The sequence below is a fragment of the Rhodococcus sp. p52 genome (assembly GCF_000763325.2).
Lineage (GTDB): Bacteria > Actinomycetota > Actinomycetes > Mycobacteriales > Mycobacteriaceae > Rhodococcus > Rhodococcus pyridinivorans.
In genome coordinates, this window is the sequence record NZ_CP016819.1 from 4,136,221 (window position 1) to 4,160,131 (window position 23,911).

Below are 23,911 nucleotides of genomic sequence, written 5' to 3' on the forward strand. Positions count from 1 at the left end.
CTACGCGATCGTTGCAGTGTAAGGACGTTTTCGCCGGGTGCGCGGCGACTTCTCATCCCGTCACGGCCGGGAGTTCGACCGTGTCGCTCTCGGCGTCCCCGAACACCGGTGCGGTCTGCGGCCGGGGACGCAGGCAGACTGCACACACCAAGGTTCCGAGAGCCGCAACGAACGCCGCCGCCACGAGCGCCCCCTGCAGGCCCGACACGAAGTCCTGCGGTGATCCGCCGGGCAACAGCGACTCGGCCGGCAGGAACATCCCGAGCACCGCGACGCCGACGGCGATGCCGGTCTGACGGAAAGCGTCGTTGATACCGGCCGCGAGACCGGAATGCGCCGCGGTGCTCTCCCCGAGGACGATCCCGCTCATCGCCGGGTTGAACACGCCGGCGGCCGCGCAGGCCACGACGAGTCCCGGCAGCAGGACGTACTTCGAACTGTCCGCCTCGGCGACCGTCATCATGAGCAACCCGACGGCGACGAGCGCCAGCGAGCACGACAACGAGACCCACGCAGGGACGACACGATCGAGTTTCGCCGTCGCACCGGCGACGACGAACATGGCGACGGTCGCGGGCAGGTACACCAGCCCGGCCTGCACCGGCGACAGCAGCAGGACGTTCTGCAGATACAGCGTGGTGTAGACGAATACCGCGAACAACGACGCCGAGATGGCGAAGGCCGCGACCTGCGCTCCGACGAAGGCCCGGTTGGCGAGCAGGTACGGGGGCAGCATCGGTTCGGCGGTGCGCATCTCGTGCGCGACGAAGGCGACGAGGGCACCGACAGCGAGCACGAAGGCGATGACGGCCTGCGCATCGGACCACCCGATCTCCTGGCCACGCAGCACGGCGAACACGAACGCCGCCAGCCCCACCGCGGCCAGGAGCTGCCCCGGCACGTCGGCGGCGCGCGGACGGGGATCTCGCGATTCGGGCACCCAGCGCAGGGTCAGGAGCAGGGTCACGAGACCGATCGGCACGTTGACGAAGAAGATCGCGCGCCAGTCCAGCAGTTCGGTGAGCAGACCTCCGACGAGCGGACCGACCGCGAAGGCGCCGCCGATGGTCGCGCCGTAGGCGGCCAGGGCCGACGCCCACGCCCGCCCTCGGTCGAAGACGTCGGCGAGGAGGGCGAGCGAGCAGGCGAACAGGACCGCCCCACCGATGCCTTGCACTGCCCGGGCGAGATCGAGGACCCAGATCGTCGGTGCGAGGGCGCACAGGAGCGAGGCGCCCGTGAACCAGACGAGGCCGACGACGAACACTTGGCGGCGGCCGCGACGATCGGCCCACGACCCGGCGCCGAGGACGGCTGTGGCCAGGGCGAGGGTGTAGGCGTCGATCACCCACTGCAGTGAACTGACGCCCGCGTCGAGGTCGACGGCGATCGACGGCAGTGCGGTGTTGACGACGGCGATGTCGAGCATGAGCATCGCCGTCGTCACGCACACGACCAGCAGCGTGATCCGTTTCGTCGCGGTACTTCTCGCAGGGGTCGGTGTGGTCATCGAGAATCCTTCCGTGTCGAGGTGTGTGGACCTCGGACACGGTGCGCCGCGTCGCTTGGGACGAACCGGGTGTACTTCTTGGACGGCCGAGAGAACCGTCGACGTCTCCCCTCAGAGGGGCTCCGGGGATCACACATCGATCACGGCGGGGTCACGAGGCGGTCGCAACGCCGCTCGGAAACTGGACACACCCCCTTCTACCTGGGGTAAATGCGGAGAATTCGACCGACTGTCCGATATCGTCGTTGCGAAGCATCCGTCCCGGCTCGTCCGGAGCATTCGAGAAGGCAGGCCATGCGATCCTCCACCTCAACCACAGGTCGGCATCGCCTCGGCATGGAAAACGGTGTTCACTGCATCCTCATCCCCGAGGTCGCTGCCGCCCTCGCCGAGCACCGGCGGAACTGGTTCACCGCGCTGCTGACGAACGCGCGCCACAGCCACGCCGCGATGCGCAAGCGAGCGACGGCCCTACCCGCGCAGTGGGCCACTCCCGCCGTGGGATGAGCTCGCCGTGAGTTGAGCACCTGCTATCGACGACACACGAAGACCGGCCCCCTCCGATTCGGAAGGGGGCCGGTCCCGTTGCGGCCCGGGAGCCCTTGTGCCACAGCAACAATGACCCCCCGGAACGCGGACGACCCCGCACCGAACAGTGCGGGGTCGTCCGTCGAAGCGCTGTATCAGGCGTTACCCGACAGCTTCTCGCGCAGAGCGGCGAGCTGGGCGTCGCTCGCGAGCGATCCACCGGTGGTCTCCGGAGCCGCCTCGGCACCCGACTCGGAGGAGTAGTTGCTACCGGACACGCCGGCCGCAGCCTCGGCGGCCTCGTCGGCAGCCATCTTCTCGATCTGAGCGGTGTGCATCTTATGGCGACGCTCGGCCTCCGCGTAGCGGGACTCCCACTCCTCACGCTGCTTCTCGTAGCCCTCGAGCCATTCGTTGGTCTCGGGATCGAAGCCCTCGGGGAAGATGTAGTTGCCCTGCTCGTCGTAGCTGTCGGCCATGCCGTACTTCGACGGGTCGAACTCGGCCGTGTAGTCCTCGTTCGCCTGCTTCAGCGACAGCGAGATACGACGACGCTCGAGGTCGATGTCGATGACCTTGACCATCGCGTCGTCGCCGACAGCAACGACCTGGTCCGGGACCTCGACGTGGCGCTCGGCCAGCTCGGAGATGTGGACGAGGCCCTCGATGCCCTCCTCGACGCGGACGAACGCGCCGAACGGAACGAGCTTGGTGACCTTACCCGGCACGATCTGACCGATCGCGTGGGTGCGGGCGAACTGACGCCACGGATCTTCCTGCGTCGCCTTGAGCGACAGGGAGACGCGCTCGCGGTCGAGATCGACGTCGAGAACCTCGACGGTGACCTCGGTGCCGACCTCGACGACCTCGGACGGGTGATCGATGTGCTTCCAGGACAGCTCGGAGACGTGCACGAGGCCGTCGACACCGCCGAGATCGACGAAGGCGCCGAAATTGACGATGGAGGACACGACGCCCTTGCGGACCTGGCCCTTCTGGAGCTGGTGCAGGAACTCGCTGCGAACCTCGGACTGGGTCTGCTCGAGCCATGCGCGGCGCGACAGGACCACGTTGTTGCGGTTCTTGTCGAGCTCGATGATCTTGGCCTCGATCTCCTTGCCGACGTAAGGCTGGAGGTCGCGGACGCGTCGCATCTCGACGAGCGACGCGGGCAGGAAGCCACGCAGGCCGATGTCGAGGATCAGGCCGCCCTTGACGACCTCGATGACGGTGCCCTTGACGGCCTCGTCCTTCTCCTTGAGCTCCTCGATCGTGCCCCAGGCGCGCTCGTACTGAGCACGCTTCTTGGACAGGATCAGACGGCCTTCCTTGTCCTCCTTGGTGAGAACAAGAGCCTCGACCTCATCGCCCACCGACACGACCTCGTTGGGGTCGACATCGTGCTTGATGGAGAGCTCGCGGGACGGGATGACGCCTTCGGTCTTGTAACCGATGTCGAGCAGCACCTCGTCGCGATCGACCTTGACGATGGTGCCCTCGACGATGTCGCCATCGTTGAAGTACTTGATCGTGGCGTCGATGGCGGCGAGGAAATCCTCGGCGGAGCCGATGTCGTTGACGGCTACCTGCGGCGAGGTGACGGTGGTGGAGGCCATGTGTTGAGTTGCTCCGGACGGGTTGATAGTCGGTTGGTCAAATTCGGTCGGGCACGTGAAACACCCACTGCGATACGGCGATGTGCGAGTCACGGCGAGTTCCTCGTTCGAGCCTGGGGCCGAACTGCGGACACTCGCGATCACCAGGCTACGCGCTTCGAGGGGACCCGGGCAAACCGATATCGGGACCGCTCCCCCGCACCCGATAGGCTCACACCCATGCCGGGCTCCGCGAACCCCCCTTTTCCAGACCTTTCGGGCGTCCCGGAGGGAACCGACGACGAGGCCGCGCGGCACGCGGACGCCGAGACGATCCTCGGCGAGACCCGACCCACCCGGACCCGCCTCGGCTCCCTCGAGAGCGAACGCGCGAACCGGGTCTGGTGGGACGCCGACACCGACGACTACCACCGCACGCACGGCGAGTTCCTGGGCGTGGACTCGGCCGCCGGGGAGTTCGTGTGGTGCCCGGAGGGCCTGCACGAGGGCGATGTGCAGTTGCTCGGCCCGGTTGCCGGACGCGACGTCCTCGAACTCGGGTGCGGTTCGGCGCCGTGCGCCCGCTGGATCGCCGGGCAGGGTGCCCGGGCGGTCGGGCTGGACATCTCCATGGGGATGCTGCAGCGCGGACGCGCGGCGATGACCGGTTCCGGCCCGACGGTTCCGCTCGTACAGGCCGGCGCCGAGAACCTGCCGTTCGCCGACGGAAGCTTCGACATCGTGTGCTCGGCGTTCGGCGCGGTGCCCTTCGTCGCCGATTCCGCCCGGGTGATGCGCGAAGTGGCGCGGGTGCTGCGACCCGGCGGACGGTGGGTGTTCTCCGTGAACCACCCGATGCGGTGGATCTTCCCCGACGATCCGGGCGAACAGGGCCTGGTCGCGATGTTCCCGTATTTCGACCGGACCCCCTACGTCGAGGTGGACGCGACGGGCCGGGCGACCTACGCCGAGCACCACCGCACCGTGGGCGACCGGGTGCGCGAACTCGTCGCCGCCGGCCTCGAGGTCTACGACATCGTCGAACCCGAGTGGCCCGAGCATCTCGACCGCGAGTGGGGACAGTGGAGCCCGCTGCGCGGTTCGATCTTCCCGGGCACCGCCATCTTCTGCAGCCGCAAACCCACCTGATCCCGACTCACAGCAGCCGGGACAGGAACTCCCGGGTCCGGCTCTCCTTCGGGTCGGCCAGCACCTGGCGGGGATCACCGGCCTCGACGACCACGCCGCTGTCCATGAACACGAGCTGATCGGCGACCTCCCGCGCGAAGCCCATCTCGTGCGTGACGACGACCATCGTCATGCCGCCGTCGGCGAGATCGCGCATCACCGCGAGCACCTCGCCGACGAGTTCGGGGTCGAGGGCCGAGGTGGGCTCGTCGAACAGCATGAGCTTGGGATCCATGGCGAGCGCGCGGGCGATCGCGACGCGCTGCTGCTGGCCGCCCGAGAGCTGCGCGGGATAGGCGTCGACCTTGTCGGCCAGCCCGACCCGCGCGAGCAGGTCCCGGGCCTTCTCCACCGCCTCGTCACGCTTGAGCTTCTTCACGAGGATCGGCGCCTCGATGATGTTCTCGAGCACGGTGCGGTGCGGGAACAGGTTGAAGTGCTGGAACACCATGCCGATGTCGCGGCGCTGCTTCGCGGCGGCCCGCGGGTGCAGTTCGTACAGTTTCGAACCCCGTTCGGCGTAACCGACGAGATCGCCGTCGACGTACAGGCGACCGGCGTCGACGCGTTCGAGGTGGTTGATGCACCGCAGGAAGGTCGACTTGCCGGATCCGGACGGACCGATCAGGCAGGTCACCTGGCCGCGCCCCACCTCGAGCGAGATGCCCTTGAGCACCTTGACGGCGCCGAAACTCTTGCAGACCCGGTCGGCCCGCACCATCGGCGTCTCGACGGACGTCATATGTGTTCCTCCCCCGGTGCGCCGGGCTTCGGCGTCGGCTTGCCGGCCTCGGCGACCGGTACGTTCTGTGCGTCGGCGAGTGCCTGCAGCTGACGGGCCGTGAGCTGCCGGCTCAGGCCCTTCGAGTAGTGCCGCTCGAGGTAGTACTGGCCGATCATGAGCAGGCTGGTGATCGCCAGGTACCAGGTCGCGGCGACGAGCAGCAGCGGGATCGGCTGGAAGTTCGCACCCGAGATGTCGCGGGCACGGCCGTACAGCTCGAGGCTGTAGGGCACGGCGGCGACCAGCGAGGTGGTCTTGAGCATGCTGATCAGCTCGTTGCCGGTCGGCGGGATGATGACCCGCATCGCCTGCGGCAGGACGGTGCGGCGGATGGTCTGCGACCACGACATGCCGAGCGCCGTGGACGCCTCCAGCTGCCCCTCGGGCACGGAGGTGATGCCGGCGCGCACGATCTCCGCCATGTAGGCCGCCTCGTTGAGTGCCAGGCCGATGACGGCGAACAGGAACGCCGCGTTCAGACCCTGCACGTCGATGTGGACGAACTGGTGGACGAACGGGATCCCGAGGTCGATCTGCTTGTAGATCGACGGGAACAGTCCCCACAGCACGAGTTGGACGTACACCGGGGTACCGCGGAAGACCCACAGGTACAGCCACGCGACGGAACGCAGCACGGGATTCGGGGACAGACGCATCACCGCGAGCACCACGCCGAGGACGACGGCGATGGCCATGGCGAGCACCGTCAGCTGCACGGTCTTCCACGCGGCTGCGGTGATGCGGGCGTCGAACAGGTACCGGGCGTAGATGTCCCAGCGGTAGGCCTCGTTGGTGGCCGCTCCCCAGGCGAACAACCCGAGTGCGATCAGGACGATCGCGCCGGAGATCCATCGTCCGGGATGTCGCAGGGGTACTGCGCGTATCGGCTCCGGGTCGTCCGGTCGCGGTTCCGCGGATCTCGCGGACGTGGACTCGCTCATGGTTCCCTTTCTCAGCTCGTCGCGCCGTTGATCTGCGAGGCGGTGATCGCGCCGTCCTCCATGCCCCAGCGCGCGGTGATCTCGTCGTACGCACCGGAATCGATGAGGTACTGCACTGCCTGCTGCAGTACGGGACCGAACGGCGACCCCTTCGCGACGACGAATCCGTAGGGCGCGGCGTCGAAGACCTCACCGGCCGGTTCGAGTCGTTCCTCGCTGCGGGCGATGACGTACGCCGTGACCGGCGAGTCGGCGGACAGTGCGTCCACCCGGCCGAGGATGAGGGCATTGGCAGCCTCGTCCTGGCTGTCGTACTTGACCTTGTCGATGGGCGGCAGCCCGCGGGCGACGCATTCCTCGCTCTTCGCGGGGACCTCCTCAAGGTCCTCGATGGTGGTGGTCTGTACCGCCACCCGCAGTCCGCACGCGTTGTCGGGGTCGACGGATTCGCCGGTGCGCTGCGCCCACTGCACTCCGGCGCTGTAGTAGGTGACGAAGTCGACCGATTCCTCGCGTTCCTTCGTGTCGGTGAACGACGACGAGCCCATCTCGAAGGTGCCCGCCTGGACGGCCGGGATGATCCGGTCGAAGTCGGCTTCGTTGAGCACCGCCTCGAGTCCGAGGACGTCGCCGAGGGCGTGGACGAGTTCGACGCCGAAGCCGACGATGGTGCCGTCGTCGTCCTTGAACTCGTTGGGGGCGTACGGGACGTTCACCCCGACCTCGAGGGTGCCGCCGTCGGCGATGTCGGGCGGCAACTGCCTCGCGATGGCGTCGACCTTCTCGACGGTGACTCGGTCGCCGGGCGGCACGGTCGATTCGCTGTTCACCACGCACCCGGTCGCGAAGGCAAGCACCGCCGCTCCCGCCGCCAGCCTGCTCAGGGTCCGGACATGACGACGCCCCCACGAGGTCACGCGGCGGGTGTGCACTGCTCGATTCACAGTCGCACAGTATCCAACCAGGGAGGGGTCCGAATGCAAACCCGAAGCTCAGGCTTCGAGGCGGGCGATGACGGCGGCGGTGAACTCGTCCGTCGACGCGGTGCCACCGAGGTCGGCGGTCGCGACACCCGCCGCGACGGTCGCGCGCACGGCGTCCTCGATGGCGCGGGCGGCCGCGGAGAATTCGATGTCCGCGCGTGCACCGACACGGTCGAGAAGCATGGCGGCGGAGAGGATCAGCGCGATCGGGTTGGCGCGGCCCTGCCCGGCGATGTCGGGTGCGGCGCCGTGCGCGGCCTGGGCCATGGCCTTGGTGCGCGACGCGTTGATCGACGCCGCGGTACCGAGCGAGCCGGACAGTTCGGCGGCGAGGTCGGACAGGATGTCGCCGAACATGTTCTCCGTCACGATCACGTCGAACTCGGCGCCGCGGCGGACGAGCAGCGCGGCCATCGCGTCGACGTGCTGGTCGTCGACAGTGACGCTCGGGTAGAGACGACCCACTTCCTGGCACACGTCCCGGAACAGGCCGGTCGTGCTGGCGAGCACGTTGGCCTTGTGCACGATGGTCACGCGCTTGCGGCGACGCGACGCGAGGTCGAAGGCGGTGTGCGCGATGCGTTCACAGGCGGCGCGGGTGATCACTCCGACCGCGAGTGCGATGTCGGGTGTGGGCATGAACTCGCCGCTGCCGACGGCCATGTTCCGGTCGGCGTAGAAACCCTCGGTGTTCTCCCGGACGACCACGAGATCCATCTTCGGTGACACCGACGCCGCTCCCGGCAGTGCGCACGCCGGCCGGATGTTCGCGTACAGGTCGAAGTGCTTGCGGATCCGACCGCCCGGAGTGAGCTGACCCCGGAACTCGGGTGGGTACGAGGCGCTGTCGTGCGGGCCGAGGATCCACGCGTCGAGCTCGGCGAGGGTGTCGAGGGTGACCTGCGGCAGCGGGCTGCCGTGCGTCTCGATCGCGGAGGCACCGACGGGCAGCGGCACCCAGTCGACCGCGACCCCGGCTGCCGCGACGGCGGTGTCGACGATCCTGCGGGTCGCCGGCACGATCTCGGGACCGATGCCGTCCCCCTCGAGAAGTCCGATGCGATGGGTCTGAAGCGTTGCGGTGTCGTCGGTCACCCGGTCATCATTGCCTACCGTGGTCCAGTCGGTGGAACTCCTCCTCGACGCCCCGCTCGACACGGCGGTGCGCGACGAGTGGACCCGGCTGCTCGACGCCGGCCTGCACAGTCAGGGACGCGTCCGTTCCGAATCCAACCGTCCGCACGTGACGCTGTTCGTCGCCCATGCCCTGCCGGACGAACTCGAGGACGCGCTGCGGGCCACCATCACGGTCCGGCGGATCACCCTCCGGCTCGGTGGCGTGGTGATCTTCGGTGGCCGGTACGCGACGCTCGCCCGCACGGTCGTGCCGTCGATCGAACTGCTCGAACTCCAGGCGCGGGTGTTCGAGGTGCTCTCGGAATGCCCCGGCATCCCCGCACACATCCGGCCGGGCGAGTGGACGCCGCACGTCACCCTCGCACGGCGGGTGCCGGCCGCGCGCATCGGTACCGCGGTCCTGGCGGCGCAGACGCCGGAGCGGCAGCTGACCGGATCGAGTGCAGGAGTGCGGCGCTGGGACGGCGAGGCCAAGCGGGAGTGGCTGCTCACCTGAGCAGCGGGACGGTGCGCCGTTCAGAAACGGTAGTCGCCGAACTGCGTCACTTCCATATGGGTGTCGGGCGTGCGTCCGGTGAGGGCCAGCACGTCGAGGAGGAGAAAGACCGCCAGAAGTACGAGGACCAGCAGGATCATGCTTCGAGCCTGCCGCGCCGGGGTCCCACCCGACAGTGGCAGAGCCGTCGGAGAACATCGTTTTTCTGCCACCACGGTGTCACACTGGGTTGCGTGTCCGGAACACCTGGAACCACCGGCCGGCTCGAGAAGGTGGTCGTCCCCGTCCTCCCCTACGTCGAGACCTTCGAACTCGGCGTGGCGTGCGAGGTGTTCGGCTTCGACCGCTCCGACGACGGCCTGCCGACCTACGACTTCCACCTCGTCGCCGCGACCTCCGATCCGGTGCGCACCCGCTTCGGCTACACCATCGAGGTGCCTCACAGGCTCGATCTCCTCGACGACGCCGACCTGATTCTCCTGCCAGCGGTGAACAGCGACGGCATCGCGCTCGACGACGGGCGCCTCGAACCGTTGTTCGCGAAACTGCGGGCCGCCGTCGACCGCGGCGCGCGCGTGGCGAGCATGTGCACCGGGGCGTTCATCCTCGGTGCGGCCGGGTTGCTCGACAGGCGTCGCTGCACGACCCACTGGATGCACGCCGACCGTCTCGCCCGGACCTATCCGACGGCGCAGGTCGACCGGGACGTGCTCTACGTCGACGACCATCCGGTCCTCACCGCCGCAGGCACCGCGGCCGGCATCGACCTGTGCCTGCACATCGTCCGCTCCGCCCAGGGAGCCCAGGTCGCCAACACGATCGCCCGGCGCATGGTGGTGCCACCGCACCGCGACGGTGGGCAGGCCCAGTACGTCGCGATGCCACTGCCCGAATGCAAGGACGAGTCGCTCGCGCCGTTGCTCGACTGGATGAGCGAGCACCTCGACCGGGAACTCCCGGTGGCCGCACTGGCGCAGAAGGCGCACATGTCGGCGCGGACCTTCGCGCGGCGGTTCGTCGCCGAGGTTGGGGTCACGCCCGCGCGCTGGCTCCGCGATCAGCGGGTCCTGGCCGCGCAGCGCCTGCTCGAGGAGACCGACCTTCCGATCGACGTGGTGGCCGACCGCGTCGGTTTCGGCACCGCTGCGGTGCTGCGCCAGCATTTCCTGCGCCTGCGCCAGACCACTCCGCAGGCCTACCGACGGACCTTCCGGCGGTCCGTCGAACCGGTCGGCGTGTGACGCGTCCCTCGATCGGCACCTCCCGACGACACCCCCGGATCGGACACGTCACGTAGCGTGGCGGAAGGAACCCCGTCACGACGCGTGACGGCGGGAACGAACGGGAAGAAACAGCGGCGGCCGGATGTTGGACCCGTCGACACGCCCGACCGAAAGGATTTCCGTGGCAACCAAGGCTCTCACCCAGCAGGACTTCGACGAGGTCGTCACGAGCAATGACATCGTGCTCGTGGACTTCTGGGCCGACTGGTGCGGCCCCTGCAAGCAGTTCGCGCCCACCTTCGAGGCATCGTCGGACAAGCATCCCGACGTCGTGCACGCGAAGGTCGACACCGAGGCCGAGCAGGCCATCGCGGCGGCGGCGAACATCCGCTCGATCCCCACGATCATGGCGTTCCGCGAAGGCATCCTCGTCTACAACCAGGCCGGTGCTCTTCCGCCCGCCGCTCTCGAGGATCTCGTCTCGCAGGTCAAGAACCTCGACATGGACGATGTGCGCAAGCAGATCGCGGAGGCTCGCGCCGAGCAGAGCTGACCCACTCGTCGCGTCGACCGCGCCCGTCCCCGGTGATCCGGGGGCGGGCGCCGTCGTACGTACGGTGTGTGTACCTGCGGCCGGTGTCCCTGCGACTCGGTGTCCCCGCGACTCAGTGCGCCGCGGCGTCCCAGCTGCGGCCGTAACCGACCGAGACCTCGAGCGGCACCGACAATTCGATGACGGAGTCCATCTTGTCGCGCACGAGCGCCTCGACCTGTTCGCGCTCGGCTTCGACCACTTCGAGCACGAGTTCGTCGTGCACCTGCAGCAGCATCCGCGACCGCAGTCCGGCCTCGCTGAGCGCCTTCTGCACGTCGATCATCGCGACCTTGATGATGTCGGCGGCCGTGCCCTGGATGGGGGCGTTGAGCGCGGCGCGCTCGGCGATCTCCCGGCGCTGCCGGTTGTCGCTGTTGAGGTCGGGCAGGTACCGGCGGCGGCCGTAGAGGGTGGACGTGTAGCCGACCTTGCGGGCCTCCTCGACCACGTTGTAGAGGTAGTCGCGCACGCCGCCGAAGCGGGTGAAGTAGGCCTCCATCTGCTCGCGGGCCTCGTCGGTGGAGATCTTCAGCTGCTGGGCGAGACCGTAGGCGCTCAACCCGTAGGCGAGACCGTAGGACATCGCCTTGACGCGGCGACGCAGCTCCGGGGTGACCTCCTCGAGCGGCAGCCCGAACGCCCGCGACGCCACGAAGGTGTGCAGGTCCTCGCCCGTACGGAATGCCTCGATGAGCCCCTCGTCGGCCGACAGGTGCGCCATGATGCGCATCTCGATCTGGCTGTAGTCGGCGGTGAGCAGCACGTCGAATCCGTCGCCCACCACGAAACCGTCGCGGATCCGGCGACCGGCCTCGGTCCGCACCGGAATGTTCTGCAGGTTCGGCTCGGTCGACGAGAGCCGGCCCGTCGCCGCGACGGTCTGGTTGAAGGTGGTGTGGATGCGACCGTCGTCGGCGATGGACTTGATGAGTCCGTCGACGGTGGTCTTCATCTTGGTGTGCTCACGGTGCGCGAGCAGGTGTTCGAGGAAGGGATGGCCCGTCTTGTCGAACAGGTTCTGCAAGGCATCCGCGTCGGTGGTGTAGCCGGTCTTGGTCTTCTTCGTCTTCGGCATCTCGAGCTCGTCGAACAGCACCACCTGCAACTGTTTCGGCGAGCCGAGGTTGATCTGCTTGCCGATCACCTCGTAGGCGGCGTTCGCGGCGGCGGCGACCTGGGCCGCGAATTCGGACTGCAGGTCGTGCAGGTGCGCCGAGTCGACGGCGATGCCGGTGGCCTCGAGTTCTGCGAGGACCTCGAGCAGGGGCAGTTCCATCTCGGTGAGCAGGCGCACCGATTCAATCTCGCCGAGTTCGGTGTCGAGGGCCGCGGCGAGGTCGACGACGGCGCGCGCCGCGAGGATCTGCGCCTCGGCCGCTTGCGCGTCGGCGGCGTCTTCGTCGTCGAGCAACGAGAGTTGTTGCGCGCCGGTGTCTTCCACTCGCAGCTCACGCTTGAGGTAGCGCAGCGACAGGTCGTCGAGCTTGAACGAGCGCTGGCCGGGCCGCACCAGATAGGCGGCGAGCGCGGTGTCGCTGGTGATGCCGGCGAGCGTCCAGCCGCGTCCGCGCAGCGCGTGGATGGCGAACTTCGCCTCGTGCACGGCCTTCTCCACTGCGGGGTTCGCGAGCCATGCGGCGAGGGCGTTCTCGTCCTCGGGCGTGAGCGCCACCGTGCTCACATAGGCGCCCTCACCGTCGGCCCCGGCGACGGCGATCGCGGTCGCGTCGCCTCCGTAGGGAGTGCCGGTGCCCACCACGGCGAGCCCATGACGTCGACCCGCCGGGGCGTGCTCGGCGAGCCAGTCGCCGAGGGCACCCGGCTCGACGATCCCGCCGCGCACCTCGAAGCCCTCCTCGGCCTCGGGCTCGGCCGACGAGAGCGTCTCGAACAGCCGGTCGCGCAGCACCTTGAACTCGAGGTCGTCGAACAGGCGGTGGATGCGGTCGCGGTCCCACGGGGCGAGGGCGAGTTGTTCGGGGGTGTACGGCACGGCCACGTCGCGCACCATCTCGGTGAGCTGGCGGTTGAGCAACACGTTGGACAGGTTCTCGCGCAGCGCGTCGCCGGTCTTGCCGCGCACCTCGTCGACGCGGTCGACGAGTCCGCTCAGGCTTCCGTACTCGCGGATCCATTTCGCGGCGGTCTTCTCGCCCACGCCGGGGATGCCGGGCAGGTTGTCGCTCGGGTCGCCGCGCAGCGCCGCGAAGTCCGGATACTGCTGGGGGGTGAGTCCGTACTTCTCCTCCACCGCGTCGGGGGTGAAGCGCGTCAGGTCGGAGACGCCGCGCCGCGGATACAGCACCGTGATGTCGCCGTTGACGAGTTGGAGCGCGTCGCGGTCGCCGGTCACCACGAGCACCCGGAAGCCCTGGGCGTGCGCCTGCGTCGCGAGCGTGGCGATGATGTCGTCGGCCTCGTAGCCCTCGATCGCCATCACCGGGATCCCCATCGCGCCGAGGACGTCCTTGGTGAGGTCGATCTGCCCCTTGAAGTCGTCGGGTGCGGCGCTGCGCTGGGCCTTGTAGGCGGCGAACAGTTCGGCACGGAAGGTCTTGCGGCTGACGTCGAATGCCGCCGCGACGTGCGTGGGCTGCTCGTCGCGCAGCAGGTTGATGAGCATGGAGGTGAACCCGTAGACCGCGTTCGTGGTCTGCCCGCTGTGGGTCTTGAAGTTCTCGGCGGGCAGCGCGTAGAACGCGCGGAACGCGAGGGAATGGCCGTCGAGGAGCAGCAGGGTCGGGCGGTCGTCGGTGGCCGCGGTGGACGTCGCGGAAGTGGATGCACGGGTCACGCGTGCCAGTCTAGGGACCGAGGACGACAGCGTCGGCCACACCGCCCGACCAGCACCTCTCCGGTATGTGCGAACACTCGTTGTCCGAAGAAACGAGACCGAAACGTCCGGGTGATCCAATTTTTCCCGTGGACGTGCGATCCAGCCGCTAGAGTCCCCTGTCACGACACCGTAGTCCGGCGTCATCGAGGTTGACGATGATGCCCCGGGCGCAGTGCCGCGCTCGATGACAGCGCACCCACCGGGAGGACCTGCGTGGCCCCTACCTCGGGATGTCGGCGACGACCGACCTCGACCCTCCACCGATCGGTCCGCGCCGCACTCGTCACGCTCGCGAGTGTCCTGTTCGTCCTCGTCGGCGCCGGCCTCTCCTCCGCCCAGGATCCGCCGGACCCACCCTCACCGCCCGCGAACACGGCACCGGCCGCACCCGACGAGGAATCCGCGGAGGGGGTGACCGTCCGCGGAACGCTCAACAATGCCGGCGAACGACTCGACGGTGTCGTCGTCCGTGCGACCACCGAGAGCGGCGAGGTGGTCACCGAGACGGAGTCCGCCGACGGTGGGCGCTGGGAACTCACCGTTCCGCCGGGCACGTACGTCTTCGAGGTCGACACCGAGAGCCTGCCCGACGACGTCACCGTCCAGACCTCGGTGACCCGCGATGTCGCTCCGGGACGGGCGAACACGGTGATTTTCTCGTTCGGGGAGGCGCGTAGCGGTTCGACGGTCGCGTGGGGCGAGACGCTGGTGCGCACGATCGTCGACGGTCTGCGTTTCGGTTTGGTCATCGCGATCGCCGGAGTGGGCCTGAGTCTGATCTTCGGCACGACCGGCCTGACGAACTTCGCCCACGGCGAGCTGGTCACCCTCGGGGCGGTCGCGGCGTGGATCTTCAATGTCACCCTCGGTGTCCAGCTGATACCGGCCACGATCCTGGCGGTGATCGTCGGCGTCATCATCGGCCTGCTCAACAACGCACTCATCTGGGCTCCGCTCCGGCGCCGCCACACGGGCCTGATCGCCCAGCTGGTGGTGTCGATCGGCCTCGCGATCTCGTTGCGCTATCTCATCCTGGCCTTCTACTCCGACCGCACCCAGCCGTTCGACGACTACCAGGCACAGCAGCAACTGGTGTGGGGGCCGATCGCGATCACCCCGGGCAACCTCGCGTGCATCGTGATCAGCCTGGTGGTGCTCGTCGGGGTCGCCCTGCTGCTGCAGCGCACCCGGATCGGCAAGGCGATGCGCGCGGTGGCCGACAACCGCGACCTCGCGGCATCGTCGGGGATCGACGTCGAACACGTCATCCGCTTCGTGTGGGGTCTCGGTGGCGGGCTCGCCGCGCTCGGCGGGGTGCTGTTCGGCCTGTCGGAACTCGGCGGGCGCGTGCAGTGGGAGATGGGCTTCAAGCTGCTCCTGCTGATGTTCGCCGGCATCATCCTCGGCGGCCTCGGCACCGCCTACGGTGCACTGGTCGGCTGCGTCGTGGTGGGACTGCTGGTCCAGTTGTCCACCCTCGTGATCAACCCGGACCTGAAGTACATCGGCGGTCTGCTCGTACTCATCGTCATCCTGGTCATCCGCCCCCAGGGCATCCTCGGCAGTCGGACAAGGATCGGTTGACCCATGGATATCGTGTCGGTACTCCAGGTTTCCTTCGCCCAGCTCATCGGCCCGTCGGCGATCTTCTACGCACTGCTCGCGATCGGCCTGAACCTGCACTACGGCTATGCAGGGCTGCTGAACTTCGGGCAGATCGGTTTCGCCCTCCTGGGCGGTTACGGCGTGGGCATCATGACCGTCACCTACGACCAGCCGTTGTGGGTGGGCATCCTCGTCGGTCTCGCACTGGCAGGTCTGCTCGCGCTCGTACTCGGCATCCCCACCCTGCGGTTGCGGGCCGACTATCTCGCCATCGCGACGATCGCCGCGGCGGAGATCCTGCGGCTGATGTTCCGCTCGACCGCGTCCGACTCGGTGACCGGATCGACCCGCGGCCTGTGGGGTTTCGCCGACCCGTTCACGTCCCTGAGCCCGTTCGATTCGAGTCGCCAGTACAACCTGCTCGGTATGCGGTTCTACGGCGACGACCTGTGGGCGATGGTCGTCGGCTGGACCCTCGTGCTGTTGCTGTGCGGGCTGGTCTACCTCCTCTCCCACAGTCCGTGGGGGCGGGTCCTCGAGGCGGTGCGTGAGGACGAGGACGCTGCCCGCGCGCTCGGCAAGAACGTCTTCGCCTACAAGATGCAGGCCCTGGTACTCGGCGGCATGATCGGCGGTCTCGGCGGCGTCTTCAACGCTCTGCAGACCAAGTCGATCAACCCCGACTTCTACTCGACCGCGCAGACCTTCTTCGCGTTCGGCGCGCTGATCCTCGGGGGTGCGGGAACGGTCTTCGGACCGGTGCTCGGCGCCATGGTGTTCTGGTTCCTGCTCACCCTCCCGGATGCCTTCCTGCGTCAGGCGATCGCCGGACCCGACCCGCTGCTCCCGCTCACCGAACAACAGGTCGGCGCGATGCGGTACGTGCTGCTCGGCATCCTCATCGCGGTGATGATGGTCTTCAGGCCACAAGGCATCCTGGGAAGCAAGCGGAAGGTGCAACTCGATGCCTGACACGATCCGACCCGACCCGACACCACCGCGCACGGTCCTCGGCGCGGACGAACGCGCCGCACTGTTCGCCGGCGTCGACCGCGCCCCCGGCGCCGCCAAACCCGACCCGATCCTCGTCGTCGACGATCTGTGCCGCACATTCGGAGGGCTCAAGGCCGTGGACGTGGCCCACCTCGAGATCCAGCGCTCGTGCATCACCGGCCTGATCGGCCCGAACGGCGCCGGCAAGACCACCCTCTTCAATCTCCTCACGGGCTTCGACCGGCCCGACACCGGCACCTGGGCGATGGACGGCGTCCCGCTCGGCCGGCTCCATCCCCATCAGGTGGCGCGGCGCGGGATCGTGCGCACCTTCCAGCTCACCAAGGCGCTGTCGAAGATGACGGTCCTCGACAACGTCCGCCTCGGCGCCCGGCACCAGACCGGCGAGCGCATGGCCGGTGCACTGCTACCGTGGACGTGGCGCCGCCAGGAACGCGAGATCACCGCGCGCGCATACGAACTGCTCGACCGTTTCGGTCTGGCCGCGAAGGCCGACGACTTCGCCGGTTCACTGTCCGGCGGTCAACGCAAACTGCTCGAGATGGCCCGTGCGCTGATGACCGAACCGACCGTCGTCATGCTCGACGAGCCGATGGCCGGCGTCAATCCGGCGCTCACGCAGAATCTGCTGGGACACATCAAGACCCTGCGCGACGACGGGACGACCGTGGTATTCGTCGAGCACGACATGGACGTCATCCGCGACATCTCCGACTGGGTCGTGGTGATGGCGCAGGGTTCGGTGATCGCGGAGGCACCGCCGGACGCCCTGTCGTCCGATCCGGCCGTGGTCGACGCCTATCTCGGCAGTCACCACGACCAGGCACTCGAATTCGACGACGAGGGCAATCCCGTGGGCGCGACCGCCGAACTCGCCGACGCCCTCGCGGACGCGGAAGCGCAGACCCTCGAGGCCGGAGGCGACCTGTCCGATCCCGATTCGGCGTCGACCGACGCGACGGCCACGACCCTGGAGAAGCCTTGAGCGACAACATCACTCCTGCACTCACCGGGACGACGCCGGCGGAACGTGCCGCGACCCCGGAGGAACATGCGCGCCTGGCGACCATAGCTCTCCTGCGCGCCGACGATCTCGTGGCCGGTTACTTCCCCGGGGTCGATATTCTGCGCGGTTGCAACTTCTACCTGCGCGACGGTGAGATCGTGGGCATCATCGGCCCGAACGGAGCCGGCAAGTCGACCCTGCTCAAGGCGTTGTTCGGCCTCATCCCCATCCGCAGCGGCACCGTCACGCTCGGCGGGGACGAGATCACCTCGGCGCCCGCACACATCCTGGTGCGCAAGGGGATCGGCTACGTGCCGCAGACGCAGAACGTGTTTCCCTCACTGACCATCGAGGAGAACCTCGAGATGGGGATCTATCTGCGTCCGAAGGACTTCGAGAAGCAGTTCGAGCGGGTGGCGTCGTTGTTCCCGTTGCTGTCCGAGCGCCGGAAGGTCAAGGCGGGAGCGCTCTCCGGTGGTGAGCGGCAGATGGTCGCGATGGGCCGCGCGCTGATGATGGAGCCGTCGGTGCTGCTCCTCGACGAGCCGTCGGCGGGACTGTCGCCGATGTTCCAGGACGAGGTCTTCATCCGCTGCAAGAAGATCAACGCGGCGGGGGGGTCGATCATCATGGTCGAGCAGAACGCGCGTCGCTGCCTGCAGATCTGCGATCGCGGATACGTTCTCGACCAGGGCCGCAACGCGTACACCGACACCGGCAGCAATCTCATGCACGACCCGAAGGTCGTCGAACTGTATCTCGGCACTCTCGCCGGCAGCCGGGAGAAGCGGAAGGGGTGACCGCCTACCGGCGATCACCCCTTCGCTCACGACCGGCGGGGCACTCACCCACCACGATGTAGTCCTCGGTGGTCAGGGTGTTGTCGGGACCGAACACGAGTCGGCCGTACGAGCCCACGCCGGGTTCGCCCGCATCCACGAAGGTGAGTTCACCGGTGGCACCGTCGTAGTCGAGGTCCTGATCCGCACGGAGCAGGTCGAGGCACTGCTGGTAGCTGGTGCACTTCTCCCCGTCGCGGGTCACCGAGTTGATGTTCGCGGCGATGTCCACCCCCGCGGTCGACCCTGCCTGTTCCGCGGCCAGCGCCGAGACGATCACGGCGTCGTAGGACTCTCCGGCGTAGTTGAAGTCGATCAGGCCCGGATCGACGCCGAGCAGTCGCTGCTGGAACTCCTCGCCGGTGTCGGTCAGCGGCGTGGTGCCGGCCATGCCGTCGAGCAGTCCTTCGGCGACGTTCTCGCCCAGCGCGTTCCCCATGTTGCCGTCGACACCGAAGACCGCCATGCCGTCGGACGGGCCGATGCCCACCTCGTGCATGCGGGTGATGATCTTCGCCGACTCCTCGAAGCCGATGAGTGCCACAGCATCCGGTGCGAAGTTGGCCACCTGGTCGACCTCCGCGTTGAACGACTGCGCGTTGGGGTCGTAGATGATCTTCTGGATCTGGTCCTCCGGGATACCGGCGTCGACGAGATTGGTCACGGTGTTCTCGGCGAGGCCGGTGCCGTACGGATCGTTCAGCGCCAGGATCGACACGCGCTGCGCCCCGTCCTCGGCGATCAGCTGCGCGAGCGCCTGCGCCTGGAGCACGTCGGTCGGGGCGGTGCGGAAGTACAACCCGCGGTCGGCGTAGCAGACGAACTGGTCGGAGGTGTTCGCCGGCGAGAACTGCACCACGCCGGCACTGACGATCTTGTCGATCACCTTGAGCGAGACCGACGACGAGGCGGCGCCGACGATCACCTGGGTGCCGTTGGCGAGATGCCGGTCGACGGTGGTGTTCGCGGTGTCGGTCGTCGTGTCCCCGGAATCGCCCGGGAACAGTTCGACCGGCTGGTCGAGAACACCGCCCGCGGCGTTGATGTCGTCGACGGCGAGCCGGACGGCAGCGACCTCGGGCGGTCCGAGGAAGGCGAGACTGCCGGTCTCGGGGAGAATCGTGCCGATCTTCAGCGGTCCCGTGGCGGGAGTCGCCCCTGCTGTGGCCTGCTGTGGTTCGCAGTCGGTCTCGACGGTCGTCGCGGCCGCCGCCCCCTCGTCACCGGCCGACGTACCGGATGCCGAATCGTCGCTGTCCGAACCACACCCGGTGAGGGCGAGCGTCGCAGCACCGAGTACCGCTACGGCGCGGACCAGAGTCCGTCTTGCCATTCAACTCTCCTTCGAACGCCTGACACCGCATCCGGCGGATTCCGGATGTGGTCGAAACATAGCGGTCGGAAGCACCCCGCGAACCCGGCCGAAATCCTTGTGATACGACCGTTATCTGCGGGGCGGAGATTTGATGTGGCGGTAACGCGTCGGGCGCCGTGAGCACTCGAAACCGGTTCGCGCGGCTAGCCGGCGGTGTCGCTTCCGAGGGTCTCGAGGACGACCACCGCGACCTGCTTCATGGTGGTACGGCGGTCCATCGCGGCGCGCTGGATCCAGCGGAACGCCTCCGGTTCGGTCATCGCATGCTTCTCCATGAGCAGTCCCTTGGCCCGGTCGACGAGCTTGCGGGTCTCGAATCGCTCGTTGAGCCCTTGCACCTCGCGCTCGAGCTCGCGCAGCTCGGAGAAGCGGCTGACGGCCACCTCGATGGCGGGCACGAGATCGCTCTTCGAGAACGGCTTGACGAGATACGCCATGGCGCCTGCGTCGCGGGCGCGTTCGACGAGCTCGCGCTGACTGAAGGCTGTGAGAATGACCACAGGGGCGATGCGCCGCTGTGCGATCTCCGAGGCGGCGTCGATGCCGTCGCGGCGCGGCATCTTGACGTCCATGATCACCAGGTCGGGCCGGAGTTCCTCGGCGAGTTCGACGGCACGCTGTCCGTCGCCGGCCTCACCGACCACCTCGTAGCCCTCCTCGCGCAGCATTTCGACGAGATCGAGCCTGATCAGGGCCTCGTCTTCCGCTACGACGACCCGACGAGGAGTTGGTGTGCTGTCGTGCGGCGCGGAGGTCATGGTCGGGCCTTCCCCTCGGTACTGGCGGTCCCCGGTGCAGGGTGGAACGTAAGAAGGGTACCGGTGCGCGCCCGCTTCGCCCGATCCTCTACAGTGGTGTCCGCAACGCCCCCGTATCCCAATTGGCAGAGGAAACGGATTCAAAACCCGTCCAGTGTGAGTTCGAGTCTCACCGGGGGCACCACTTTTCGGTTCGCGCTACACGGCCGGAGCACGCTTTCCGCATCCCGCCGATTCCGGCTCCGCTGTCGTAATGTTCCGGCGTGAGTATCTGGGTTCCCGTCGTCGTTGCACTCGTCACCGGGGTGGTGTCGTGGGCGGCCGCACGTCTGTCGCGCGAGCTGTCCCGTCGAAACCTCCGGACCCGGATCGCAGCCGATCTGGCCATCTACAACGGACTCGGCGACGAGTTCCGGAAGCGCCCCCTGCGGGAGAGCGTCGATGCCCGGTTGTGGCAGCTCGCGGCCCAGTCGATGCCGTTGGCGCCGGGATCGCGTCCGAAGCCCAGGATCCGCCGGATCCTGGCCCTGATCGCAGTGGTGTTCGTCGCCGTCGGAGCGCTCGTGTTCGTGGAACTCGTCCTGGGCATCCGGGAGGGCGACTCGGCGCGGGTGGCGCTCGCGCTGCTGGCAGGTGCCCTGGTCGGATTCTCGATTCCCGGCCTGTCCGCCGATCCGGCGGAGTTGCAGGAGCGGCAGCTCATCCGGGCGCTGCGGGAGCGACGGGCCATGGAACAGCTGCAGAACGGGCAGAGCTCCTCCGCAGGTACTCCCCCGGACCTGGCGGAGACCGCGTAGCTACGATTCTCCGGGTGACCGGTTTCGACGAGTTCGACATGTTCGGGGGCCTCGACCCCGCGTCCCTGCCGCTGCGCCAGCAGCAGATCCTGGCCGCGATCCGCGACTGGATCGTTGCGCAGGGATCGTCGCCGAGCACCCGGCAGATCGCCGATTCGGTGGGTCTGCGGTCGACGTCGACGGTCTCGAAGCATCTGAAGAGCCTCGCGGACAAGGGTTTCCTCCGCCGCGGCACCGCTGTGGCACGCCAGCTCGACGTGCGCCCCTTCCTCGGCTCGTCCGGCGGTGAACGCGCATCCGACGACACCGTGACCGTGCCGGTCGTCGGCGACATCGCCGCGGGCGCACCGATTCTCGCCGAGGAGCACACCGACGACCTGCTCACCCTCCCCCGCGATCTGGTCGGCTCCGGCACGGTCTTCGCGCTTCGCGTGCGAGGCGACTCGATGGTCGACGCGGCGATCTGCGACGGCGACACAGTGGTGGTTCGGCGGCAGCACGAGGCCCACTCCGGTCAGATCGTCGCGGCGATGATCGACGGCGAGGCGACGGTCAAGGTGTACCGGCGCCGAGGCGGCCACGTCCACCTCGAACCCCGGAATTCCGCCTATCCCGTCCTCGACGGCGACGAGGCGGTGGTGCTGGGCACCGTCGTGTCCGTTATGCGCCGCATCTGATGCCTACCGGGATCAGCCGCAGATCGGATCGGTGACGACCGGCGGCAACCCGTCGAGGAGATCCTGCGCGGGCGGCCCGAGAAGCGGATCGTCGGCGAGCCGGCACAGCGGCGGGCAATCCTGCAGAGAAGGACCGGTCTCCGGTCCGGGTGGGACCCTTTCGGTGAACGCGCCGAGGACGTGCTCCGAGAGCGTCCCTGCCGATCCGTAGGTCGACGCCGCGACCGAGAAATCGGGACCGAACGAGGCGGAGGCGTGGAACGAGCGGTCGTCGCTCCAACCCCGCTTCGTGCCGATCACTCCGGCGATCAGCGCCGTGCCGTAGTCCTGCGGATATCCGTCGACCGCGGTGTCGTAGGCCGTGGCCATCGCGGCGAGCACCGGCGAACCGGGATCAGTGCGCTTCTTCGTCTCGCGATAGGTGACCATGTCGTGCGTCGACGTGGTGCCCACACCCCAGTAGCCGGGCACGTGGGTGTCGGTGAGCCCGAACTCCGCCGCGGTCGACGAGATCGCCTGGGGGTATTCCGCGTGCAGGCGGTCCGCGATCGCGTCGTTCGACGACCGGATCATCTCCGTCGCGTCGGCGTGATCCGCAGGATCGACGTAGGTGAGAACGTACTCGGCCGGATACATCTTGACGATCGACACGTCGGCGCGGGACTCGTGCTCGTTCGCAGTGCCGGCGCGCAGACCGGTCGGGGTGTGCGCGAACGAGATCTGGGTACTGCTGGGAGCAGGGATCGCGCCGGTGTCGTCCACGATCGGCGCGGGCGCTGCGGAGGCGATGTGACCGCCGAGGGCGGTGAGGGCGGCTACGGCGAGGGCTGTCGCAATCGGGCGGTTACCCCGAAGCGGACGAGCAGTGACGGCCGCGACCTGCACGCGGCCGTTCCTGTCGGTGCCCGCCTCTACAGTTCGGTCGTCCGAGGATCGCTCCGGAACCAGCGACACGAAACGGATCCACCATGTCGATGCCCGCCACTCCGCCCACTCGTCGACCGTGTCGATCGTCTGTCCCGGTGCGCCCCGCTCGCGGACCGGGCTCCCGGGTGATCGCGTGCCGGACGACGATCCCGTTCGGGCGCGACAACGACGGCACGCCCGTCTCGTGGGATCTGTCCGCCGGACGGCACCTGCTGATCCGACGCGACGAGCGCCGCTCGTCGCCCAGCGTGTCGCTCGACCTGATCGCGATGACGACACTGACCGGCGGCACCCACGACCTGGTGGTCATCGATCCGCACCGTCGTCATCGCTGGCTCGGTGGCTCCGCCTCGCTCCCCACGGGGCCGTGTTGCTGGGCCACCACCACCGATCAGATCACCGACGTGGTCGCCGAACTCGATTCGCCGGTCGTCGACCCCCCGCGCGTGTTGCTCGTCGCCGATCTCGCCGCCACGGTCGCGGCGCTCGACGACGAGGGGCGCACCCGGCTCGCCCGGGTAGCCGTGGACGCACGCGAACACCAGTTGCTGCTCGTCGCCACCACCGCCGACACGAATCCCCGCTGGTATCCCGAGGGGCTGATCGACGCGTTCGACGACATCGTCGCGCGGCGGCGCGAGGAGAGTCCGTCCTTCGGCCTTCGCTGATCGCTCGATCGGCCGAGGAAGTTCTCGATACCCCGTAATGCTCGATTGACGCCGAGAAAGACCGATCGAGCTGCCACAATCGTTCTACGAACACCCTCCCGTAGCGACTCGGTGATCGTCACGGTGCGCGGAGGACGGATCGATGAACGTCGGCAAAGTGGTCATGCTGGTCGTCGGTATTCTCCTCGTGCTCCTCGGAGGCGCTGCCGCGGTCGGAGCGCTCATTCTGGGGTGGTTCTTCGTCGTCCAGCGCGCCGACGGTTTCATCACCGGTCCCGAGGGGACCCTCCGGACGCAGACGCACGCGTTGGTCTCCGAACGTCTCGACCTCGTCACCGACGATCAGAGCCCCACGGGTCTGCGCAGTGAGGACATCGGCCGGCTTCTGGTGCAGGCCACCGCACTCGATCCCGCATCGGCGGTGTTCGT

22 protein-coding genes and 1 tRNA gene are annotated in these 23,911 nt (G+C 68.1%); 13 read left to right on the forward strand and 10 right to left on the reverse strand.

The features are described from left to right. Positions 1-52 precede the first annotated feature (52 nt). The gene (locus IM25_RS19070) at positions 53-1,510 is read right to left on the reverse strand and encodes an MFS transporter (RefSeq protein ID WP_033097661.1); all 1,458 of its coding nucleotides are present in this window, start codon (positions 1,508-1,510) and stop codon (positions 53-55) included. Between the two features lie 294 nt (positions 1,511-1,804). Here IM25_RS19070 and IM25_RS19075 point away from each other — a divergent pair, with 294 nt between their 5' ends. Next, entirely contained in the window at positions 1,805-2,017 is a 213-nt protein-coding gene (locus IM25_RS19075) for a hypothetical protein (protein ID WP_016934979.1), read from the forward strand. A gap of 176 nt (positions 2,018-2,193) precedes the next feature. On the opposite strand, the gene rpsA is transcribed toward IM25_RS19075, so the two are convergent. Further along, positions 2,194-3,654 (reverse strand): 30S ribosomal protein S1, encoded by a 1,461-nt coding sequence (gene rpsA, locus IM25_RS19080; RefSeq protein ID WP_006554003.1) that lies wholly within the window; start codon positions 3,652-3,654, stop codon positions 2,194-2,196. 219 nt (positions 3,655-3,873) lie between these two features. Between rpsA and IM25_RS19085 the strand changes: the two genes are divergently transcribed. Further along, positions 3,874-4,782, forward strand: a complete 909-nt coding sequence (locus IM25_RS19085) for a class I SAM-dependent methyltransferase (protein WP_006554004.1) — start codon at positions 3,874-3,876, stop codon at positions 4,780-4,782. Positions 4,783-4,789: 7 nt separating this feature from the next. Here the strand turns inward: IM25_RS19085 and IM25_RS19090 are convergent, their stop codons facing one another. The 4 genes from IM25_RS19090 to IM25_RS19105 form a co-directional block, all read right to left on the reverse strand. Next, positions 4,790-5,563 (reverse strand): amino acid ABC transporter ATP-binding protein, encoded by a 774-nt coding sequence (locus IM25_RS19090; RefSeq protein WP_019289663.1) that lies wholly within the window; start codon positions 5,561-5,563, stop codon positions 4,790-4,792. Beyond that, on the reverse strand, positions 5,560-6,546 hold the full coding sequence (locus IM25_RS19095) for an amino acid ABC transporter permease (RefSeq protein ID WP_006554006.1): 987 nt from the start codon (positions 6,544-6,546) through the stop codon (positions 5,560-5,562). Before IM25_RS19095 ends, IM25_RS19090 begins: the two co-directional genes overlap by 4 nt. An 11-nt stretch (positions 6,547-6,557) precedes the next feature. Then, the gene (locus IM25_RS19100) at positions 6,558-7,430 is read right to left on the reverse strand and encodes an ABC transporter substrate-binding protein (protein WP_170318567.1); all 873 of its coding nucleotides are present in this window, start codon (positions 7,428-7,430) and stop codon (positions 6,558-6,560) included. Between the two features lie 108 nt (positions 7,431-7,538). Next, a complete protein-coding gene (locus IM25_RS19105; RefSeq protein ID WP_006554008.1) occupies positions 7,539-8,624 on the reverse strand; it encodes an isocitrate/isopropylmalate dehydrogenase family protein in 1,086 nt (361 codons plus the stop codon). Between the two features lie 19 nt (positions 8,625-8,643). Here IM25_RS19105 and IM25_RS19110 point away from each other — a divergent pair, with 19 nt between their 5' ends. The 3 genes from IM25_RS19110 (at position 8,644) to trxA (ending at position 10,938) form a co-directional block, all read left to right on the forward strand. After that, the gene (locus tag IM25_RS19110) at positions 8,644-9,162 is read left to right on the forward strand and encodes a 2'-5' RNA ligase family protein (protein ID WP_033097659.1); all 519 of its coding nucleotides are present in this window, start codon (positions 8,644-8,646) and stop codon (positions 9,160-9,162) included. A gap of 233 nt (positions 9,163-9,395) precedes the next feature. After that, positions 9,396-10,403, forward strand: a complete 1,008-nt coding sequence (locus IM25_RS19115; protein WP_170318564.1) for a GlxA family transcriptional regulator — start codon at positions 9,396-9,398, stop codon at positions 10,401-10,403. Between the two features lie 163 nt (positions 10,404-10,566). Further along, complete coding sequence (gene trxA / locus IM25_RS19120) at positions 10,567-10,938, forward strand: thioredoxin (RefSeq protein ID WP_006554011.1); 372 nt, start codon at positions 10,567-10,569, stop codon at positions 10,936-10,938. 112 nt (positions 10,939-11,050) lie between these two features. Here the strand turns inward: trxA and polA are convergent, their stop codons facing one another. Further along, the gene (gene polA / locus IM25_RS19125) at positions 11,051-13,774 is read right to left on the reverse strand and encodes a DNA polymerase I (RefSeq protein ID WP_024101177.1); all 2,724 of its coding nucleotides are present in this window, start codon (positions 13,772-13,774) and stop codon (positions 11,051-11,053) included. 255 nt (positions 13,775-14,029) lie between these two features. Here polA and IM25_RS19130 point away from each other — a divergent pair, with 255 nt between their 5' ends. Genes IM25_RS19130 through IM25_RS19145 form a run of 4 tightly spaced genes read left to right on the forward strand, consistent with a single transcriptional unit; the run spans position 14,030 to position 18,241 of the window. Beyond that, a complete protein-coding gene (locus IM25_RS19130) occupies positions 14,030-15,400 on the forward strand; it encodes a branched-chain amino acid ABC transporter permease (RefSeq protein ID WP_033097658.1) in 1,371 nt (456 codons plus the stop codon). Between the two features lie 3 nt (positions 15,401-15,403). Continuing rightward, entirely contained in the window at positions 15,404-16,393 is a 990-nt protein-coding gene (locus tag IM25_RS19135; protein WP_006554014.1) for a branched-chain amino acid ABC transporter permease, read from the forward strand. After that, the gene (locus IM25_RS19140) at positions 16,386-17,420 is read left to right on the forward strand and encodes an ABC transporter ATP-binding protein (RefSeq protein ID WP_033097657.1); all 1,035 of its coding nucleotides are present in this window, start codon (positions 16,386-16,388) and stop codon (positions 17,418-17,420) included. The genes IM25_RS19135 and IM25_RS19140 overlap by 8 nt, the downstream gene beginning before the upstream one ends. Continuing rightward, complete coding sequence (locus tag IM25_RS19145) at positions 17,417-18,241, forward strand: ABC transporter ATP-binding protein (protein WP_065996257.1); 825 nt, start codon at positions 17,417-17,419, stop codon at positions 18,239-18,241. Before IM25_RS19140 ends, IM25_RS19145 begins: the two co-directional genes overlap by 4 nt. Positions 18,242-18,245: 4 nt before the next feature. Here IM25_RS19145 and IM25_RS19150 read toward each other — a convergent pair whose 3' ends face one another. Together IM25_RS19150 and IM25_RS19155 are read right to left on the reverse strand one after the other, a co-directional pair. Further along, the gene (locus IM25_RS19150; protein ID WP_065996259.1) at positions 18,246-19,613 is read right to left on the reverse strand and encodes an ABC transporter substrate-binding protein; all 1,368 of its coding nucleotides are present in this window, start codon (positions 19,611-19,613) and stop codon (positions 18,246-18,248) included. 185 nt (positions 19,614-19,798) lie between these two features. Continuing rightward, entirely contained in the window at positions 19,799-20,413 is a 615-nt protein-coding gene (locus IM25_RS19155; RefSeq protein WP_006554018.1) for an ANTAR domain-containing response regulator, read from the reverse strand. A 107-nt stretch (positions 20,414-20,520) separates the two neighbouring features. Between IM25_RS19155 and IM25_RS19160 the strand changes: the two genes are divergently transcribed. The 3 genes from IM25_RS19160 to lexA all read left to right on the forward strand — a co-directional run bounded on the left by IM25_RS19160 (position 20,521) and on the right by lexA (position 21,887). Then, positions 20,521-20,597 (forward strand) — tRNA-Leu (locus IM25_RS19160). Between the two features lie 79 nt (positions 20,598-20,676). Beyond that, the gene (locus IM25_RS19165) at positions 20,677-21,210 is read left to right on the forward strand and encodes a hypothetical protein (protein ID WP_019289675.1); all 534 of its coding nucleotides are present in this window, start codon (positions 20,677-20,679) and stop codon (positions 21,208-21,210) included. Positions 21,211-21,224: 14 nt separating this feature from the next. Then, positions 21,225-21,887: a transcriptional repressor LexA gene (gene lexA / locus IM25_RS19170; RefSeq protein ID WP_033097654.1), complete on the forward strand. Its 663-nt coding sequence runs from the start codon at positions 21,225-21,227 to the stop codon at positions 21,885-21,887. A 12-nt stretch (positions 21,888-21,899) separates the two neighbouring features. Here the strand turns inward: lexA and IM25_RS19175 are convergent, their stop codons facing one another. Beyond that, a complete protein-coding gene (locus IM25_RS19175; RefSeq protein WP_052040090.1) occupies positions 21,900-22,772 on the reverse strand; it encodes a hypothetical protein in 873 nt (290 codons plus the stop codon). A 137-nt stretch (positions 22,773-22,909) separates the two neighbouring features. Here IM25_RS19175 and IM25_RS19180 point away from each other — a divergent pair, with 137 nt between their 5' ends. After that, positions 22,910-23,482 (forward strand): hypothetical protein, encoded by a 573-nt coding sequence (locus IM25_RS19180; RefSeq protein ID WP_006554022.1) that lies wholly within the window; start codon positions 22,910-22,912, stop codon positions 23,480-23,482. The last annotated feature ends 429 nt before the right edge of the window (positions 23,483-23,911 follow it).

Excerpts from the sequence above, each read along its gene's own strand:
- IM25_RS19070 (WP_033097661.1), bottom strand. The coding sequence starts at position 1,510 with ATGACCACACCGACCCCTGCGAGAAGTACCGCGACGAAACGGATCACG.
- IM25_RS19075 (WP_016934979.1), top strand. The coding sequence starts at position 1,805 with ATGCGATCCTCCACCTCAACCACAGGTCGGCATCGCCTCGGCATGGAA.
- rpsA (WP_006554003.1), bottom strand. The coding sequence starts at position 3,654 with ATGGCCTCCACCACCGTCACCTCGCCGCAGGTAGCCGTCAACGACATC.
- IM25_RS19085 (WP_006554004.1), top strand. The coding sequence starts at position 3,874 with ATGCCGGGCTCCGCGAACCCCCCTTTTCCAGACCTTTCGGGCGTCCCG.
- IM25_RS19090 (WP_019289663.1), bottom strand. The coding sequence starts at position 5,563 with ATGACGTCCGTCGAGACGCCGATGGTGCGGGCCGACCGGGTCTGCAAG.
- IM25_RS19095 (WP_006554006.1), bottom strand. The coding sequence starts at position 6,546 with ATGAGCGAGTCCACGTCCGCGAGATCCGCGGAACCGCGACCGGACGAC.
- IM25_RS19135 (WP_006554014.1), top strand. The coding sequence starts at position 15,404 with ATGGATATCGTGTCGGTACTCCAGGTTTCCTTCGCCCAGCTCATCGGC.
- IM25_RS19140 (WP_033097657.1), top strand. The coding sequence starts at position 16,386 with ATGCCTGACACGATCCGACCCGACCCGACACCACCGCGCACGGTCCTC.
- IM25_RS19150 (WP_065996259.1), bottom strand. The coding sequence starts at position 19,613 with ATGGCAAGACGGACTCTGGTCCGCGCCGTAGCGGTACTCGGTGCTGCG.
- IM25_RS19155 (WP_006554018.1), bottom strand. The coding sequence starts at position 20,413 with ATGACCTCCGCGCCGCACGACAGCACACCAACTCCTCGTCGGGTCGTC.